The following is a 16,893-nucleotide window of genomic DNA, read 5'->3' on the forward strand; positions in this document are numbered from 1 at the left end:
GACCATGCCCACCGGTTTTCCACAACCGGTCCGGCGGCGGTCCCCGATCCAGGCAAGAGGTCACATGAGCACCACCATCAAGGTTACCGACGACAGCTTCGAACAGGACGTCCTGAAGGCCGCTGGCCCGGTCCTGGTCGACTTCTGGGCGGAATGGTGCGGCCCCTGCAAGATGATCGCCCCGGCGCTCGACGAGCTGGCCACCGAACAGCAGGGCAAGGTGACCATCGCCAAGCTGAACATCGACGAGAATCCCGACACCCCGACCAAGTACGGCGTGCGCGGCATCCCGACGCTGATGCTGTTCAAGGACGGCAGCGTCACCGCCACCAAGGTCGGCGCCCTGCCGAAGGGCGCGCTGTTCCAGTGGGTCGAGTCGGCCCTGTAAGGCCAACGCGAAACGCGAACAGCCTTTCCGGTCCGAAAAAGCCCCGTTGCGCGAACCGCGGCGGGGCTTTTTCGTGTCCGGCCGCACCGTCACCCGGTTGGCGCCCCGCTCAGGAAGCGCAGCAGTTCCCCCGCCAGCTCCTCCGGCGCCTCCTCCGCCATGTGGTGGCCGCAGTCGAGCCCGCGCCCGCGCAGGTCGGGCGCCCAGGGCCGCCAGACCGCCAGCACGTCGCCGTACAGCGCCTCCAGATCGTCCCGCAGCGACCACAGCGCCAGCACCGGGCAGGCCAGCGTCCGCCCGGCGGCACGGTCGGCCGCGTCGTGCGCGCGGTCGATGCCGAGCCCGGCGCGGTAATCCTCCATCATGCCGTGCACGGTGGCCGGATCGTGGATGGCCCGCCGGAAATCCCGGTAAGCCTCCTCGTCGCCCATCGCCGCGGCCGAGCCGCCGTACCAGGCGTCCGGGTCGGCCAAAATCGCGCGCTCCGGCTTGTCGGGCTGGGCGTAGAAGAACCAGTGCCACCACGCCTGGGCGAAGCGGGCGTCGCAACGCTCCAACGCCTCCAGGATCGGCACGCCGTCGAGCACGGCAAGCCGGGTCACCGCCGCCGGATGGTCCATCGCCAGGCGGAAGGCGGTGTAGGAACCGCGGTCATGGCCGACCACGGCGAAACGCTCGAAGCCGAGGCGGCGCATCAGGTCGACGCCATCCTGCGCCTTCGCCCGCTTCGAGGAATTGGCGTGGTCGGGACGGTCGGCCGGCTTGGAGGATTGGCCGAAGCCTCTCAGGTCCGGGCAGACCACGCGGTGGGACTCCGCCAGCAGCGGCGCCACCCGATGCCACGTCGCGTGGGTGCGCGGATGGCCGTGGAGCAGCAGGACCGGCGTGCCGCGGCCGCCATGCCGGACCCGCAAGGTCGCGCCGGGCAGCTCGATCGTCTCAAGCGTGAACCCCTCGAACATCGCCGCCTCTCCAGCCGTGACCGATCGGGCATGGTCGGGAGAACCGATGCGCGGCGATGGAGTTCCCACCGGTGAACAGCGGTAAGGATGGAGCACGAAAAAGGCCGCCGGGCTGGTCCCGGCGGCCTGCATCATGGTGCTGAAACCAAGGATATCCGCCGTTTCCAGCGGAGACCCGGCCGTCTACGGCGCCTTCGGTTTCGGCTTGTCCTTGCCGGTATCCTTACCTGCGTCCGGCACCGCCTTGGCGGTGCGGTCGAGGTTGTCGGCGGCGGCGCGGCCCCACTCGCTGTCGGGGGCGAGGCGGCGGGCCAGCGCCCAATCGTCGCGGGCGGCGGTCAGGTTGCCGCCCAGCGCCTTGACGTTGCCGCGCAGCAGCACCGCCTCCGGATCGCCGGGCTTCAGCTCCAGCGCCTGGTCGATGTCGGCCAGCGCCTGCCGGTAGTTGGACAGCGCCTTGTGGGCGGAGGCACGGTAGAGATAGGCGTCGGCCCGCTTGGGGTCCTTGCCCAGCGCGGCGTCGAGGTCGGTGATGGCGTCCCAGAACCGTTCGCCCTCGGCGCGGGCGAAGGCGCGGTCGATCAGCAGGTCGACGTCGCCCGGTGCCTTGTCCAGCGCGGCGGAGTAGAGCTTTTCCGCCCTCCCCTGGTCGCCGGCCCGCAGCCACGCCCAGCCGGCGCGGCCAAGCAGCGAGGCCGCCGCCCGGGGATCGTCCTTGCCCATGGTCGGCACCAGCGCCTCCATCTGGGCGCCGGCGGCCTTGAAGTCGCCCTTGTGGAACAGCGCCAGCGCCTGGCAGAGCCGGGCGCGGTCGCCGCCGCCCTGGTCCTGCCAGCGCTTGGCGTCGGCCAGGGCGCCGTCGGGATTGCCCTCGGCCTTGGTGGCGCAGGCCTGGAGTTCGCGGTTGCGGTCCGGCCCGGGGTCGGCGGCGCGGGCCGCGGAGGACAGCGTCGCTCCTGAGCACAGGACGGCCATCAGGACGGCCATCAGGGGGGCGGGCAGGGCGGCGGAAAGGTAAGCATTGCGTCGGGTCATGGTCGCTTTACACTCCGCCATCGCCGGGTCCGGCGCAAGCCTCGGCAGCGGCCGGCCCCCTCAACGACGACACGGGAAAACCGCCCGCGATGACCGACTCCCCCCCGGCCTCCCGTCTGGCCCCCCGCCTTTTCGTCTTCGGCCTCGGCTACAGCGCCCGCGTCTTCGCCGACGCGCTGCGCGCCGACGGCTGGCGCGTCGCCGCCACCTGCCGCAGCGAGGCGAAGAAGGCGGCGCTGGAGGCGGAGGGCATCGAGGCCTTCCTGTTCGACCGCGGCCGGCCGCTCGACGACGCCCAGGCGGCGCTGGCCGGCACCACCCACCTGCTGGTCAGCGTGCCGCCCGATGCCAAGGGCGACCCGGTGCTGGACCAGCACGCCCGCGAGCTGGCCGACCTGCGCACGCTGGACTGGGCCGGCTACCTGTCGACCACCGGGGTCTATGGCGACACCAAGGGCGACTGGGTCGGCGAGGCGGCGTGGCTGAAACCGACCGGCGAGCGCCAGAAACGGCGGGTCGAGGCGGAACGCGGCTGGCTGAACCTGTACCGCCAGTATGGCGTGCCGATGCATCTGTTCCGGCTGGCGGGCATTTACGGGCCGGGGCGCAGCGCGCTGGACAGCGTGCGCGACGGCAGCGCCAAGCGGGTCGACAAACCCGGTCAGGTCTTCTGCCGTATTCACGTCGCCGACATCGCCGCCACTCTGCGCGCCTCGATGGCCAAGCCGACGCTGGGCGCCGTCTACAACGTGACCGACGACCTGCCCTCCCCCTCGCACGAGGTGGTGGAGTACGCCTGCCGCCTGCTGGAGGTGGAGCCGCCGCCGCTGATTCCGTTCGATCAGGCGGAACTGTCGCCGATGGCCGCCAGCTTCTACGCCGACTGCCGCCGGGTGAAGAACGACCGCATCAAGCGGCAGTTGGGCGTGACGCTGGCCTATCCCGACTACCGCGCCGGCCTGGACGCGCAGCTCGCCGCCGGCCTGTAGACCCCGTGTCCTTGGGCAAAAAGGTCAGCTTATGTTCACAAAGCAAATTGTGGGCATATGCCAGTAATCATAGAAGGACTGACGCAAAACACATCGAAAAAGCAAAGCTTATTTAATAATCTCTCGGGATCATGAAGGTCCGGGCGACCAAAATCCCGCGAGGTGTTGGACGCATGAACAGCACGCCGACGGCCACGACCTTGAAGCCTTCCAGCGCCGGGTCTTCCAGCGTCAAGCCCTCCGGCGGCGAGGACGGCCTGGATTCCGCCACCTTCCGCCGGCAGATGGACGAGGTCGTCTCCCGCATCCCGATGCACGCGATCCGCTCGGTGCTGGACGCGGTGGAAGGGACGGTCACCCCGAACGGCGAGCGCGCCCGCCACCTGCGCGACGCCCTGGTCGAGCATTTCAACCGCCTGCGGCCGATGAAGGCGCGGCGCCTGTTCACCAGCCTGTTCGAACCCTTCCTGGTCGACGACCCCATCCTGTACCGCGCGCCGGAGTCGGTGCCGGCGCTGATCCAGCGGGTGGACATGGGCGGCATCTGGGCGGCGCTGGCCCGGCACGCCTTCCCCGGCCTGGCGGCGGAGGTGCAGAGCCGGCTGGACCTGATGGCGCGCGACGCGATGCTGGACGCGGTGCTGACCAGCGCCGACGCCATGGTGATGCGCGAGCTGATGCGGAAGGAGGCGCTGGAGTTCCTCTACAGCATGGCCGGCGACCGCAAGCTGACCGACCGTTTCCTGGCCCTGGCGAACGAGGAGGCCCGGCACGACGCGCAGCTGCGCACCCAGTATCTCGGCCGCAAGGCGGCGGTGGACAGCGACCTGCTGGGCTTCGTCCGCGCGTTGCTGGAGCACAACGACGTGCTGGTGCCGCTGACCGAGCGCATGCGCCGCGACATTGAGGAGATGCAGACCGGCGCCGACCAGCGCGCGGTGGAGGTCGACTGCCAGTCGGCGATGATGGTCGGCTTCGTCCGCCGGGTGCGCGACCTGGGCCTGCCGTTCCGCGACCAGTCGCAGGTGCTGGCCTGGTTCGCCCCGCTCTACGGCCTGAACGTCAAGCGCCGCTACGACGTGTTCCTGCGCCATGTCCGCGAGCATGGCGGCCCGGCGGTGCGCGAGTCGCACCCGCTGCTGCGGGCCCTGCTCGGCCATTTCCACGCCGCCGGCACCACCATCCGCGAGGTGGTGGATGGCATGTTCGGCGACATGGACATCCAGGACGGCGGCGTGTTGTCCGCTCCCGCCCCGACCCGCGCGCTGCTGGGCGAGGCGGTGGAGCGCTTCGACCGCGCGCTGACCGCGTTGGCCGGCACCGGCTTCCTCGCCAGCCGCTCCACCGGGCCGGCGATCCGCGCGCAGCTGGCCGATGTCAGCCGCTGCCTGACCGGCACGGTGATGCCGGCGCTGGCCGCCCGCCTGCAGGCAGCGATGAACGCCCGCCACGCCCCGGTTCCCGACCATGAGGATCTGGTGTGGCTGCTGGAATTGGTGTGGCGCTGGGGACGCTATCTCGGCAACGCCGGCTACGGCAATCCGGAGTTGAAGTCGCTGCGGCTCTACGCGGTGGAGACCGGTCGGGTCGCCTTCGTCCAGGCGATGAAGGCGGAGGTGTCGGAGAAGCCCGCCCACCGCATGGCCCATCTGCTGCGCATCCGCCGCCTGATGGGGGCGATGGGCGAAACGGTCGATGACTGGATCAGCCCGGTCAGCCAGGGCCTGCACCGGGTGGTGCACAGCTACCTCGACGGCGCGTCCCACGGCGCATCCGGCGGTGTGGGAGAGATCGGGGCGGAGGAGTGGGCGGTGATCGACGCCTTCGTCGCGTCGGTCCGCAACGAACTCGCCCGTTCCCGCAACTGGCAGAGCGCCGACTTCGTCGACATCCTGCGCCTGCACGAGGCGCGGCGACGGGCAGAGGGGTAGATCCCGTCGGACAATGGCCCTAACCACACGAATTTGGTTCGACGCAACCATCGATGTGGTATGATGCGCGCCCGCTCGGGGCTGGACGGCCGGACAATGGCCGGTCCCCCGGCGGGCCTCGCAAACCCAGCCCCGCCCCCAGCCGCGCCGAGACCTCGCCAGCATGAACATCACCATCGAACGCGCCGCCCTTCTCCGTTCCCTGGGTCACGTGCAGAGTGTGGTCGAGCGGCGGAACACCATTCCGATCCTGTCGAACGTGCTGCTGCGGGCCGGCGACGGCGAGCTGTCGCTGGCCGCCACCGACATGGACCTGGAGATCGTGGAGACGGTGCCGGCGACGGTCGGGCGCCCCGGCGGCACCACCGCCCCGGCCCACACCCTGTTCGACATCGTCCGCAAGCTGCCCGACGGCAGCCAGGTGGAATTGGACATCGGCGGCGACGGCACCATCCTGACGCTGCGGTCCGGCCGCTCGCAGTTCAAGCTGTCCTGCCTGCCGGTGGAGGATTTCCCCCAGCTGTCGAGCGGCGAGCTGAAGCACAATTTCTCGGTCGGCGCCGCCGACCTGCGGGCGCTGGTCGACCGCACCCGCTTCGCGATCTCCACCGAAGAGACGCGCTATTACCTGAACGGCATCTACCTGCACGCCACCAAGGCCAAGACCAACGGCGTGGAATCCTCGGTCCTGCGCGCGGTCGCCACCGACGGCCACCGTCTGGCCCGCGTCGAGATGCCGCTGCCCGACGGCGCCGACGGCATCCCCGGCGTGATCATCCCGCGCAAGACCGTCACCGAAATCCGCAAGCTGATCGACGAGGCGGCCGACCGCATCGAGCTGTCGCTGTCCGACAACAAGATCCGCTTCGGCTTCGATTCCGTGGTGGTGACCTCCAAGCTGATCGACGGCACCTTCCCCGACTACGAGCGGGTGATCCCGGTCGGCAACGACAAGGTGATGGAGGTCGACGCCAAGCTGTTCGCCGCCGCCGTCGACCGCGTCGCCACCATCTCCACCGAGAAGAGCCGGGCGGTGAAGCTGTCGCTGGTCCGCGGCGCGCTGACCCTGTCGGCGACCAGCCCGGAAGCCGGCAGCGCGACCGAGGAGCTGGAGGTCAATTACCAGGAGAGCCCCCTGGAAATCGGCTTCAACTCTCGCTATCTGCTGGACATCACGCAGCAGATCGAGGGCGAGGGCGCCCAATTCACGCTGGCCGACGCCGCGTCGCCGACCATCATCCGCGACGTCGCCGACAGCACCGCGCTCTATGTTCTGATGCCGATGCGTGTCTGACGCCCATGACGGTGTGATGGGAATGCGGGGATCGTCCCCGCCCCGCGCGGAACGGATTCTTTGCACACAGCAGCTTCGATGAGCGGCGGCGCGCCGGTTCCGGCGTCGCCCCAGGCTTTGCCCCGGGCGTTGGCGGTCCGGCGGATGACGCTGACGCGTTTCCGCGGCTATGAGTCCGCGCGGCTGGAGCCCGACCACCGCCCCGTCGCGCTGATCGGCCCGAACGGCGCCGGCAAGACCAACCTTCTGGAAGCCGTCAGCTTTCTCTCGCCCGGCCGCGGCCTGCGCGGCGCCCGCCTGGCCGAGGTCGAACGGCTGGGCTCGCCCCCCGGCGCCGGCTGGGCGGTGGCGGCGACGCTCGACACCCCCTTCGGCCCGGTGGAGATCGGCACCGGCCGCGAACCGCATGGCACCGACCGCAGCTCCGACCGCGACCGCCGGCTGGTGCGCATCGACGGCCACCCGGCCAAGGGCCAGACCGCGCTCGCCGACCATGTCGCGATGGTCTGGCTGACCCCGCAGATGGACCGCCTGTTCCTGGAAGGGTCGAGCGGCCGCCGCCGCTTTCTCGACCGGCTGGTCTTCGGCTTCGACCCCGCCCACGCCGGCCGGCTGTCGCGCTACGAGCACGCGTTGCGCGAACGCGCGCGGCTGCTGCGCGACGGCCGCGTCGACGAGGGTTGGCTCGGCGCGCTGGAGGACCAGATGGCAACCACCGGCGTCGCCGTCGCCGCCGCCCGGCGCGAGGTGGTGCAGCGGCTGCGCGCCGCCTGCGCCCGCTCGGTCGGCCCCTTTCCCGGCGCCGACCTCGCCGTCGCCGGCACGGTCGAACGCTGGCTGGACGACGGACCGGCGCTGGCCGCCGAAGACGCGCTGCGCGACGCGCTGCGAACCGGCCGCCGGATCGACGCCGACAGCGGCGGCGCCACCGTCGGCCCGCACAAGAGCGACCTGTCGGTCCGCCATGCGCCCAAGGACATGCCGGCGGCGCTGTGCTCCACCGGCGAGCAGAAGGCGCTGCTGATCGCCATCGTGCTGGCCAACGCCCGCCTGCTGGCCGCCGAGCGCGGGGCCGCCCCCATCCTGCTGCTGGACGAGGTGGCCGCCCATCTCGACCCCGACCGGCGCGCCGCGCTGTTCGGCGAAATCCTGGCGCTGGGTGCCCAGGCCTGGATGACCGGCACCGACGAGGGGGTTTTCGACCCGTTGGGCGAGGATGCCCGCCGCTTCCGCATCGAAGAGGCCCACATCCGCCCCGGATAGGGGCGCAAACGGGCGTTCCGACCCCGAAAAAATGCGTGCATGGGCACGCGAAACCGCCGAATCCTCCACCGAATCTGTTATAGTCGAGCCATGGCACAGGAAGCATTGAAGAACGACCTCCCGCAGCCCGACGCCCAGCAGCAGCCGGACTATGGGGCCGAGTCGATCACCGTTCTGCGTGGGCTCGACGCCGTGCGCAAACGCCCCGGCATGTACATCGGCGACACCGACGACGGGTCGGGCCTGCACCATATGGTGTACGAGGTCGTCGACAACGCCATCGACGAGGCGCTGGCCGGCTATTGCGACAAGGTCGAGGTCCTGCTGAACGCCGACGGGTCGGTGACGGTGCGCGACAACGGCCGCGGCATCCCGACCGACATCCATTCCGAAGAAGGCATCTCGGCGGCCGAGGTCGTGATGACCCAGCTGCACGCCGGCGGCAAGTTCAACCAGAACAGCTACAAGGTCTCCGGCGGCCTGCACGGCGTCGGCGTGTCAGTGGTCAACGCGCTGTCGGAAATCCTGGATCTCCGCATCTGGCGCGCCGGCCGCACCTGGACCATGCGCTTCCGCCACGGCGTCGCCGAGGCGCCGCTGGCCGACACCGGCCCGGCGCCGATCGACCCGGAAAAGGACAAGGAGCGGTCCGGCACCGAGGTCACCTTCCTGCCGTCGACCGGCACCTTCACCAACATCGAATTCGACTACGCGACGCTGGAACACCGGCTGCGCGAACTGGCCTTCCTCAACTCCGGCGTCCGGCTGGTGCTGACCGACGCCCGCGGGGTGGAGCCGAAGGTGCAGAACCTGCATTACGAAGGCGGGCTGGAAGCCTTCGTCAGCTGGCTCGACCGTTCCAAGGTGCCGCTGCACAAGCCGGCGATCACCCTGAAGAACGAACGCCCGACCGAACATGGCGGCGTGGTGACGGTGGAATGCGCGCTGCAGTGGAACGACAGCTACCACGAGACGACGCTGTGCTTCACCAACAACATCCCGCAGAAGGACGGCGGCACCCATCTGGCCGGCTTCCGCGCCGCGCTGACCCGCGCGATCAACAACTACGCCACCGAATCCGGCATCGCCAAGAAGGAGAAGGTCAACCTGTCGGGCGACGACGCCCGTGAGGGTCTGACCTGCGTCCTGTCGGTGAAGGTTCCGGATCCGAAATTCTCCAGCCAAACCAAGGACAAGCTGGTATCAAGCGAAGTCCGCCCGGTCGTCGAATCGGTGGTGGGCGAGGCGCTGGCCCAGTATTTCGAGGAGCATCCGGCCGACGCCCGTCGCGTCGTCCAGAAGGTGGTGGAGGCCGCCGCCGCCCGCGAGGCCGCCCGCAAGGCGCGCGAGCTGACCCGGCGCAAGGGCGCGCTCGACATGGCGTCGCTGCCCGGCAAGCTGGCCGACTGCCAGGAACGCGACCCGGCGGCGTCGGAGCTGTTCATCGTCGAGGGCGACTCGGCCGGCGGCTCGGCCAAGCAGGGCCGCTCGCGCCAGTTCCAGGCCATCCTGCCGCTGCGCGGCAAGATCCTGAACGTGGAGCGGGCGCGTTTCGACAAGATGCTCGGCTCGGCGGAGATCGGCACGCTGATCGCGGCGCTCGGCACCGGCATCGGCCGCGACGAGTTCAACGCCGACAAGACGCGCTACCACAAGATCATCATCATGACCGACGCGGACGTGGACGGCAGCCACATCCGCACCCTGCTGCTGACCTTCTTCTTCCGCCAGATGCCCGACCTGATCGAGCGCGGCTATCTCTACATCGCCCAGCCGCCGCTCTACCGCATCAAGCGCGGCAACGCCAAGGAGCGGTACCTGAAGGACGACCGGGCGCTGGAGGAGTATCTGGTGGAGGCGGCGCTCAGCGACCTGTCGGTGCAGTTGCCCGACGGCACGCTGCTGATCGGCGACCAGCTCTCGGGTCTGGTCGAGCAGGCCCGCGCCGCCCGCCCGGCGATCGACACGCTGTCGCGCAAGGTCGGCAACGCCACGGTGGTGGAACAGGCGGCGGTCGCCGGTGCCCTCTCCGCCGCCCTGGTCGACGACAAGGCCGCCGCCCAGGCCGCGGCGCAGACGGTGGCCGACCGGCTGAACGCGCAGGACGCCGACGGCGGCTGGCGCGGCGAGAGCCTGCCCCAGGGCGGCTACGCCGTCATCCGCAGCCGGCGCGGTGTCACCCACCGCCACCTGTTCGACGGCGATCTGCTGAAGAGCGGGGAGGCCCGCCGGCTGGACGCGCTCGCCCCCGACCTGAAGCGGGTCTTCAGCACCCCCGGCAAGGCCTTCGAGAAGCAGAAGGAAACCCGCGCCCTGACCGGCCCGGGCGCGCTGTTCGACACGGTGATGGAACTGGGCCGCCGCGGCGTCACCATCCAGCGCTACAAGGGGCTGGGCGAAATGAACCCGGACCAGCTGTGGGAAACCACGCTGGACCCGACCAAGCGCTCGCTTCTGCAGGTCCGCGTCAGCCACGCCGACCAGGCGGAGGAGGTCTTCTCCACCCTGATGGGCGACGTCGTCGAACCGCGGCGCGAGTTCATCCAGGACAACGCGCTGAAGGTGTCGAACCTCGACGTCTGACCAGACCATCGGCGTGACACCGAAAGCCGGCAGGGCCGCCGCCCCTGCCGGCTTTTCTTTTTTGCGCGGCCCCTCGTCGCGCTGCCCGCCAAACAGACCTCAATGCCAGAAGCCGGATGGGCGCCAGCGTGGGCGGTGGGTCGGCGCCGTCCACTGGATGGGGAACCCGCCGGCCTCCGTTCCAAAGCCGGGATCCCCGCTCGTGAGCGGCTGGAGCGAGAGCAGGCGCTCGATCCGCTCCTCGGTTTCCGGATGGGTGCGCAGCACGGACGGGTGTGGGTTCCGCCGCCCTGGCCAGAAGACGCGCTCCCAAAAGCCGGGCTCGTAATGCTCGAGCTTCGCCAGGGCGGAGGCCAGCCCGGCCGGGTCGCCGGTCAGGGCCGCGGCGTCCAGGTCGGCATCGAACTCGCGCGTGCGCGACAGCCGCAACTGAATCAGCGTGTTGATGGTGGGCGCCGCCCAGAGCAGCGCAATCAGCGGCCAAGGGGCGCCGCCATGCTGCTCCAGCATCTGCGGCAGGCTGAGGAACAGCAGGACGACACCGGTGGTCGCCATAGTGCTGGTGACCCGGCTGATGATGTCGGCCAAGCCCATGGTCCACAGGTCGTGGTTGCGGACGTGGCTGACTTCGTGGGCCAGGATCCCGGTCAGTTCACGCAGCGTCATCGCCCGCAGCAGCCCGTCGGTCAGGACGACGGCGCTGCTGCGGGCGGAGCCGACCGTGAACGCGTTCAGCACCGGCGTCGCCAGATAGTGCAACTCCGGAGCGCTGGGCAGGCCGGCGCGCTGGGCCAGCAGCCGGGCAATCTCCTGAAGCTCCGGAAGGTCGTGCGGACCGACGCGCCGGGCTCCATAGAGCCCCAGAACGGTGCGCGGCGAGACCGTCGGGCTGAAGGCCACCGTCGCACCGATCAGGAAGGCCGCCCAGATGACGCCCAACCATCCCGCAAGCAGCCAGCCGATCACCGCCGCGAGCAAGCCCAGAGACCCGACCAGCAGGGCGGACTGGGCCGCATTCCGCAGCTTGTGGCGGCGACGTTGCCGGTCGTCGAGGTCGACCACGGGCATGGCGCTCGATCCCTTCGCCCGTTTCACGACCGGAAGGGTTTCCACGTCTTCCCGCCGTCCTGGCTGGCGATGACAGCCGACGTGTCGGTCACGGCGTAGAGCCGCTCCGGGTTCGTCGGATCGACCGCGAGGTGCAGCAGGATCGTGTCCCCAAAGCCGTTGCTGACCGGCTGCCACGCCAGGCTCGGCTCGGAGGTCTTGAGCAAGCCGGTGCCCAGCAGGAAGGCGTAGGCGGTGCCATCCCTGGTCGTCGTCACCATGCTGGCCGGGCGCTGGACGACGTACGCCGCCTGCCAGGATTTTCCGGCGTCGCGGCTGACCATCAGGCCGTTGCGGGTGGCGGCGTAGACCGTGTTCGGATCCTTGGCCGAAGCCGCCAGATCGAACATGTCGGCGGGCGGCTTGCCGGTGACCTCCCAGCTCTTCCCGGCATCGCGGCTGACCTGGACGCTGCCGTAGTGCCCGTAGAGCACGGTGGGGTCGGCCGGGCTGACGTCCATCGCGTGGAAATCGACCGGCCCGTTGACACCCTTCGAGACCGCTTTCCACGTCTTCGCCCCGTCGGTCGAGACGAGGACGCCGAGATTCCCGCCAGTCTCCGGATGGCCACTGGCGAAGAAGGCGCCGGGCTGCGCCGGGTTCGGCGTGAATCCCATGTAGTCGTGCCGATTGTCCGACACCCGGGTCGCCGTGCCGTCGGGGTTGGTCAACCACACGCCGTGGTGCGAGGCGAGGTACAGGCGGGACGGGTCGCCGGGGTCCACGGCGATGCCGTGCAGGTGCGAAACCTCGGACAGTCTGAGGGTCTCGGCGGCGTCGACCGGTCCGGCGAGCGTCGTCCCGACCAGCAGGGCCGCCACGATCATGGTCAGCGTCTTCTTGGCGCTCATCGCGCGTCTCCTTGTTCGGGGCGGCACAGGGTGCTGAGCCCCATGCCGCCCATACGGCCTCAATCGACCGCGGCACCCATTTCGATCGGGCCCCGACCGGCTTCCGGCCGGGCGTGGTCGGCGTGGTGACCATGTTCACGCCGTCGTGGGATCGGCATCCTCAAGGCAATCATGCGGACGCCTCCCCCTGGAAAGCCGTCTGACCGGCACGGCCGTCGCTCACATCAAGCCCATCGGGCTGGCGAAGAGCTGGTCGGCGACCTTCTTCTGCTCGTCCGTCAGCACGGCGTAGAGCGGCTTGGCGGCGCCCTCGAGCGCCTTCAGGCCGTCGAGCCGGGCCGACAGGACCTTCTGCTGGAAGGTCAGCCGGTCCGGCCACGCGGATGGCAGGCCACCCTGGGTCATCTGCTCGTGCATGGCCTGATGGGCCTTGGCGTTCGACCGCAGGGTGTCGGCGAAGGCGTTCCACTGCGGCGCCTGGGCCTCGGTGATCCTGAGTTCCGCCTTCACGAAGGCGATGCGGCCCTCGACATGCTCGAACGGCAGCCCCATGCCGCCCATGCCACCCTGCTGGCCCATCATCGGGCGCATCATGGGCGTCATCTGCCCCATCATTCCGGGGCCCATCATACCGGGCTGGCCGCTCTGCTGGCCCATCATCCCGCCCATCATCGGGCGCATCTGGTCCATGTTCATCATCATGCCGGGCTGAGCCATCATGCCGCCGCCCATGCCTTGTCCCATCATGGGCGCCCCCGTCATGGGCGCCCCCGTCATGGGCGCATTGCCCGGCCGCCCGGGTTGCGCGCCCTGAGGCGGTTGGACAGGCGCCGGAACCGGCTGAGCCTGCGTCGTCGTGGCGCCGCCGGGGTGATGGGCCTGATGGTCCTGGTCGGTGGCGGTCTGCGCCTGGGCCGGGGCGACCGACATCATGGCGGCGAGCGCAAAGGCGGGAAGCATCTTGCGGGTGAGAGACGACATGGCGTCCTCCATCGGGTCATCGGGTTCGGGCCATCCCGGCCGGACTCCACGCGGGAGGGCCGGGGACGCAAAGGTCACGCGCACGGGATCCGGAACCGGCGCCCTCGCCCGAGCCGAGGCTCAGGTTGGACGCGGACGGACTCGTGGCGTCAGCGGATCGGAGAGGGAGGGCGCGGAGCCGGGTCGCTGTCGATGCCCTCGGGGGTGGCCAGGGCAAACCGATGATCCGCCCGGGCGACGGCGGGAATGAACGCCGCCGCGGCCTCGACGGGGAGAGCGCCGTGCAGGGCCGCGCAGTGGGTGACGCTGCAGCAGGCCCCGTCATCGGGCCGGCCGGGATCGTTGCAGAGAGCTTGCCTGTGCTGGTGACCGGTGACGGCAGCGACAGCATCATGGTGCATGCCGGCCAAGGCATGCTCCTGCGGCGCCGGCAAACGCTGGGAATGCTGATAAGATGGCAGACCGGCATGGCCCGGCGCGGCATAGACGAGCAGCGTGGCCAGCATCAGCAGGCTCACCACCACCCTCCTCACCGTCGACCGTGTGCCACGCCACATGGCGATTGCCGTTCTTGCCTGGAGGTCGGGCGACCTCACCTGGAAAGGTAAGCCCATCCCCTGGCCCCCGCAACGGCTTGATCGTCTCGGCGACCGCCCCTGCCGGGAGTCCGGGGACGGGTGGAGACGGCCGGACGCCGGTGGTTGCGCTGCCCACGCCGCATCAGACGGAGACGAGGTAAAAGACCATTCCGAAAAGCGCGCATACGGCCAAGGTCGGGATCATGCCCAGCTTGAAGCGGAACACGGCCAGCACGGCGCCGACCGTCAGCACCAGCGAGGGAATGTTGATCGTGCTCAGAACCGGGATCTCGAGCGTGGCTCCGGCGGCGTGCACCGGTTCCAGCCGCCCGAACAGGGCGTGCAGAGCGAACCAGGCCGCCAAGTTCAAGACAACCCCGACCACGGCGGCCGTGATCGCCGACAGCGCGCCGCCGAGCGCCCGGTTGCCACGCAACGACTCGACGAACGGCGCACCGACGAAGATCCACAGGAAGCACGGCACGAAGGTCACCCAGGTCGTCAGCAGCCCGCCCAGCGTCCCCGCCAGCAGCGGTGGCAGCCCCCCGGGAGCGCGGAAGGCGCCCATGAAGCCGACGAACTGCGTCACCATGATCAGTGGGCCGGGCGTCGTCTCGGCCATGCCCAGGCCGTCCAGCATCTCGCCCGGCTTCAGCCAGCCGTAGGTCTCCACCGCCTGCTGGGCGACGTAGGCCAGCACCGCATAGGCGCCGCCGAAGGTGACCACCGCCATCTTGGAAAAGAACACCGCGATCTGGCTGAACACATCCCCCGGCCCGAGCGTCGAGAGCAGCGCCACGACCGGCACGAGCCACAGCGCGAGAAAGACGACGCCGACCCGGAACGACCAGCCCACCGTCGGCCGCGCGTGTTCCGGCGTCCCTTCGCCGAGCAGGCTGTCGGCATCGGCCAGGATCGCCCCACCCGACGCTGCGTGACCGCCGCCGACCTTGAACTCCGGACGCCCCAGCCGCCCGCCGGCCAAGCCGATCAGCCCGGCGACCAGGATGATGATCGGGAACGGGACGTCGAAGGCGAAGATGGCCACGAACGCCGCCGCGGCGATGCCGAGCATCACACGGTTCTTCAACGCCCGCCTGCCGATGCGGATCACCGCCTCGACCACGACGGCGAGCACCGCTGCCTTCAGCCCGAAGAACAGCCCCTGCACGAGACCGACGTTGCCGAAGGCTGCGTAGATCCAGCTCAGCGCCATGATGGCGACAACGCCCGGCAGCACGAACAGGGTGCCGGCGATCAGACCGCCCACCGTGCGGTGCATCAGCCAGCCGACATAGACGGCCAGTTGCTGGGCTTCCGGCCCGGGCAGCAGCATGCAGTAGTTCAGCGCGTGCAGGAACCGCGTCTCACCCAGCCATCGCTTCTCCTCGACCAGGATGCGGTGCATGACCGCGATCTGCCCCGCCGGGCCGCCGAAGCTGAGCGCGGCGATGCGCGCCCACACCAGGGTGGCCTCGCCGAGGCTCACCCCATGCCCACTATCCTTCGTCGTGGACACGGCTGTATCCGCGGTTGCGTTCGCCTCGGTCATCAGCGCTCTCTCCAGTCACGCGTCTTGCGGGCGTCGGTGCGGACGTCCTCGACTATGGCGTCCCCGCGCGCCCTGCGGCGCTCGTCGCCGTCGGTCGCGGCGGCGATGCCGAAGAGCGGCTTGCGGAGTGTGGCCGCTTCCCCGCGTCGGAACTTACCGTCTTTTGCACCGATGTCATGGATGATCTCGGCGGCCTGGAGCGCCCTGTCGTCTTGGGACCGCGGCCTCCCTTCAACGGCGGCAACGCAGGTCGTTGTGGATGGCGGTGGCGGCCATCGCCGCTTCGCCCATGGCGACCGCGATCTGGTTCAGCGTCGACACCACGTCGCCGGCGGCGAAGAAGCCGGGCACCGACGTGCGCTGGTGGCGGTCGACGATCAGCCGGCCCTCGTCGTTCATCCTGGCTCCGAGCGACTCGGCCAGGGCGGAACGGGCGGTGATGCCGAGCGCCGAATAGAGCGTGTCGAAACGGAGGGTCCGGCCGCTTTGCAGGGTCAACCGCGTGCTGCGGTTGGTGCCGATGTCGGTATCGGTGTCGACGGCGACCACCGGCTCTTCGACCACCGCGATGCCGAGCGCGTCCAACTCGGCCCGGGCGTCCAACTCCAAATCCATCGGCTCGCCCAGCGTCAGCAACGTGACGTAAGGACTGTAGGTGCGGATGAAGCGCGCCTCTCCCGTCGCCTGCGCACCGTGGCCGAGAACGGCGATGCGTTGATCCATGACCTCGAATCCGTCACAGATCGGGCAGACACGGATCAGCCCCCGTTGCATCGCGTCGTACAGGTGTGGCACCGCGGGCTGGCCGTCGATCACCCCGGTGGCCAGCAGGACCGTCGCAGCCTGGACGACCCGGCCGTCGCCGAGCGCGGCGCGGAAGCCATTGTCGGACGGAAGCCGCTCCAGCGCCGTCACCGAACCGATGTCGACGCGGGCACCATAGGTCTCGGCCTGGGCGCGGATGCGGGCCAGCAGATCGGTGCCGCGGATACCGCCGGTGAAGCCGGCGAGATTGTGGGAGGTCGGGATCCAGGCGCAGCGGCTCTTCGCCTCGTCGACCACCAGCACCGCACGGCGGTAGCGCGCGAGGTAGATCGCCGCGGTCAAACCGGCGGGGCCACCGCCGACGATCAGACAATCAAGCTTGGACGCCATCACACTCGTCGCCTCGGTCCGCGGGCGACCGGAATGAACGCCCTTCGGTCCCTAGACAAGCCGGACAGGCATATGTCACGCCCCGAGCTATGTCATGCCCGAGACATGCCAAACAAAAAAGCCCGCCGAGCGGAGTGCTCAGGCGGGCTTGATGTTTGGTTGCGGGGGCAGGATTTGAACCTGCGGCCTTCAGGTTATGAGCCTGACGAGCTACCGGGCTGCTC

Annotated in this window: 14 protein-coding genes; 6 read left to right on the top strand and 8 right to left on the bottom strand. The window is 69.8% G+C overall.

Annotated elements, in window-relative coordinates:
* Positions 1-64 precede the first annotated feature (64 nt).
* Positions 65-388 (top strand): thioredoxin TrxA, encoded by a 324-nt coding sequence (gene trxA / locus TSO352_RS24715; protein WP_109109798.1) that lies wholly within the window; start codon positions 65-67, stop codon positions 386-388.
* An 89-nt stretch (positions 389-477) separates the two neighbouring features.
* Here trxA and TSO352_RS24720 read toward each other — a convergent pair whose 3' ends face one another.
* Entirely contained in the window at positions 478-1,350 is an 873-nt protein-coding gene (locus tag TSO352_RS24720) for an alpha/beta hydrolase (RefSeq protein ID WP_109109799.1), read from the bottom strand.
* Positions 1,351-1,533: 183 nt separating this feature from the next.
* A complete protein-coding gene (locus tag TSO352_RS24725) occupies positions 1,534-2,385 on the bottom strand; it encodes a tetratricopeptide repeat protein (RefSeq protein WP_109109800.1) in 852 nt (283 codons plus the stop codon).
* A gap of 89 nt (positions 2,386-2,474) precedes the next feature.
* Here TSO352_RS24725 and TSO352_RS24730 point away from each other — a divergent pair, with 89 nt between their 5' ends.
* The 5 genes from TSO352_RS24730 to gyrB all read left to right on the top strand — a co-directional run bounded on the left by TSO352_RS24730 (position 2,475) and on the right by gyrB (position 10,445).
* On the top strand, positions 2,475-3,374 hold the full coding sequence (locus TSO352_RS24730) for an SDR family oxidoreductase (protein WP_109109801.1): 900 nt from the start codon (positions 2,475-2,477) through the stop codon (positions 3,372-3,374).
* A gap of 173 nt (positions 3,375-3,547) precedes the next feature.
* Positions 3,548-5,305 carry a hypothetical protein gene (locus tag TSO352_RS24735; protein WP_109109802.1) on the top strand — a complete coding sequence of 586 codons (1,758 nt, stop codon included), beginning with the start codon at positions 3,548-3,550 and terminating at the stop codon, positions 5,303-5,305.
* 163 nt (positions 5,306-5,468) lie between these two features.
* Complete coding sequence (gene dnaN, locus TSO352_RS24740; protein ID WP_109109803.1) at positions 5,469-6,599, top strand: DNA polymerase III subunit beta; 1,131 nt, start codon at positions 5,469-5,471, stop codon at positions 6,597-6,599.
* 78 nt (positions 6,600-6,677) lie between these two features.
* Entirely contained in the window at positions 6,678-7,862 is a 1,185-nt protein-coding gene (gene recF / locus TSO352_RS24745) for a DNA replication/repair protein RecF (RefSeq protein WP_109109804.1), read from the top strand.
* A 90-nt stretch (positions 7,863-7,952) separates the two neighbouring features.
* Positions 7,953-10,445, top strand: coding sequence for a DNA topoisomerase (ATP-hydrolyzing) subunit B (gene gyrB / locus TSO352_RS24750; RefSeq protein ID WP_109109805.1), 2,493 nt, complete (start codon positions 7,953-7,955; stop codon positions 10,443-10,445).
* 99 nt (positions 10,446-10,544) lie between these two features.
* Here the strand turns inward: gyrB and TSO352_RS33320 are convergent, their stop codons facing one another.
* The 6 genes from TSO352_RS33320 to TSO352_RS24775 form a co-directional block, all read right to left on the bottom strand.
* Complete coding sequence (locus TSO352_RS33320) at positions 10,545-11,513, bottom strand: zinc metalloprotease HtpX (RefSeq protein ID WP_158284624.1); 969 nt, start codon at positions 11,511-11,513, stop codon at positions 10,545-10,547.
* 23 nt (positions 11,514-11,536) lie between these two features.
* A complete protein-coding gene (locus TSO352_RS33325) occupies positions 11,537-12,403 on the bottom strand; it encodes an exo-alpha-sialidase (RefSeq protein ID WP_158284625.1) in 867 nt (288 codons plus the stop codon).
* A gap of 219 nt (positions 12,404-12,622) precedes the next feature.
* Positions 12,623-13,384, bottom strand: coding sequence for a Spy/CpxP family protein refolding chaperone (locus TSO352_RS24760; RefSeq protein WP_158284626.1), 762 nt, complete (start codon positions 13,382-13,384; stop codon positions 12,623-12,625).
* Between the two features lie 149 nt (positions 13,385-13,533).
* The gene (locus TSO352_RS24765) at positions 13,534-13,902 is read right to left on the bottom strand and encodes a hypothetical protein (RefSeq protein ID WP_146210791.1); all 369 of its coding nucleotides are present in this window, start codon (positions 13,900-13,902) and stop codon (positions 13,534-13,536) included.
* Positions 13,903-14,104: 202 nt separating this feature from the next.
* Positions 14,105-15,514 (bottom strand): chromate efflux transporter, encoded by a 1,410-nt coding sequence (gene chrA, locus TSO352_RS24770; protein ID WP_109109808.1) that lies wholly within the window; start codon positions 15,512-15,514, stop codon positions 14,105-14,107.
* A gap of 231 nt (positions 15,515-15,745) precedes the next feature.
* A complete protein-coding gene (locus tag TSO352_RS24775; RefSeq protein WP_109109809.1) occupies positions 15,746-16,669 on the bottom strand; it encodes an NAD(P)/FAD-dependent oxidoreductase in 924 nt (307 codons plus the stop codon).
* Between the last annotated feature and the right edge of the window lie 224 nt (positions 16,670-16,893).

Origin of the sequence: Azospirillum sp. TSO35-2 (assembly GCF_003116095.1) — a bacterium.
In the GTDB taxonomy this organism is placed as follows: domain Bacteria; phylum Pseudomonadota; class Alphaproteobacteria; order Azospirillales; family Azospirillaceae; genus Azospirillum.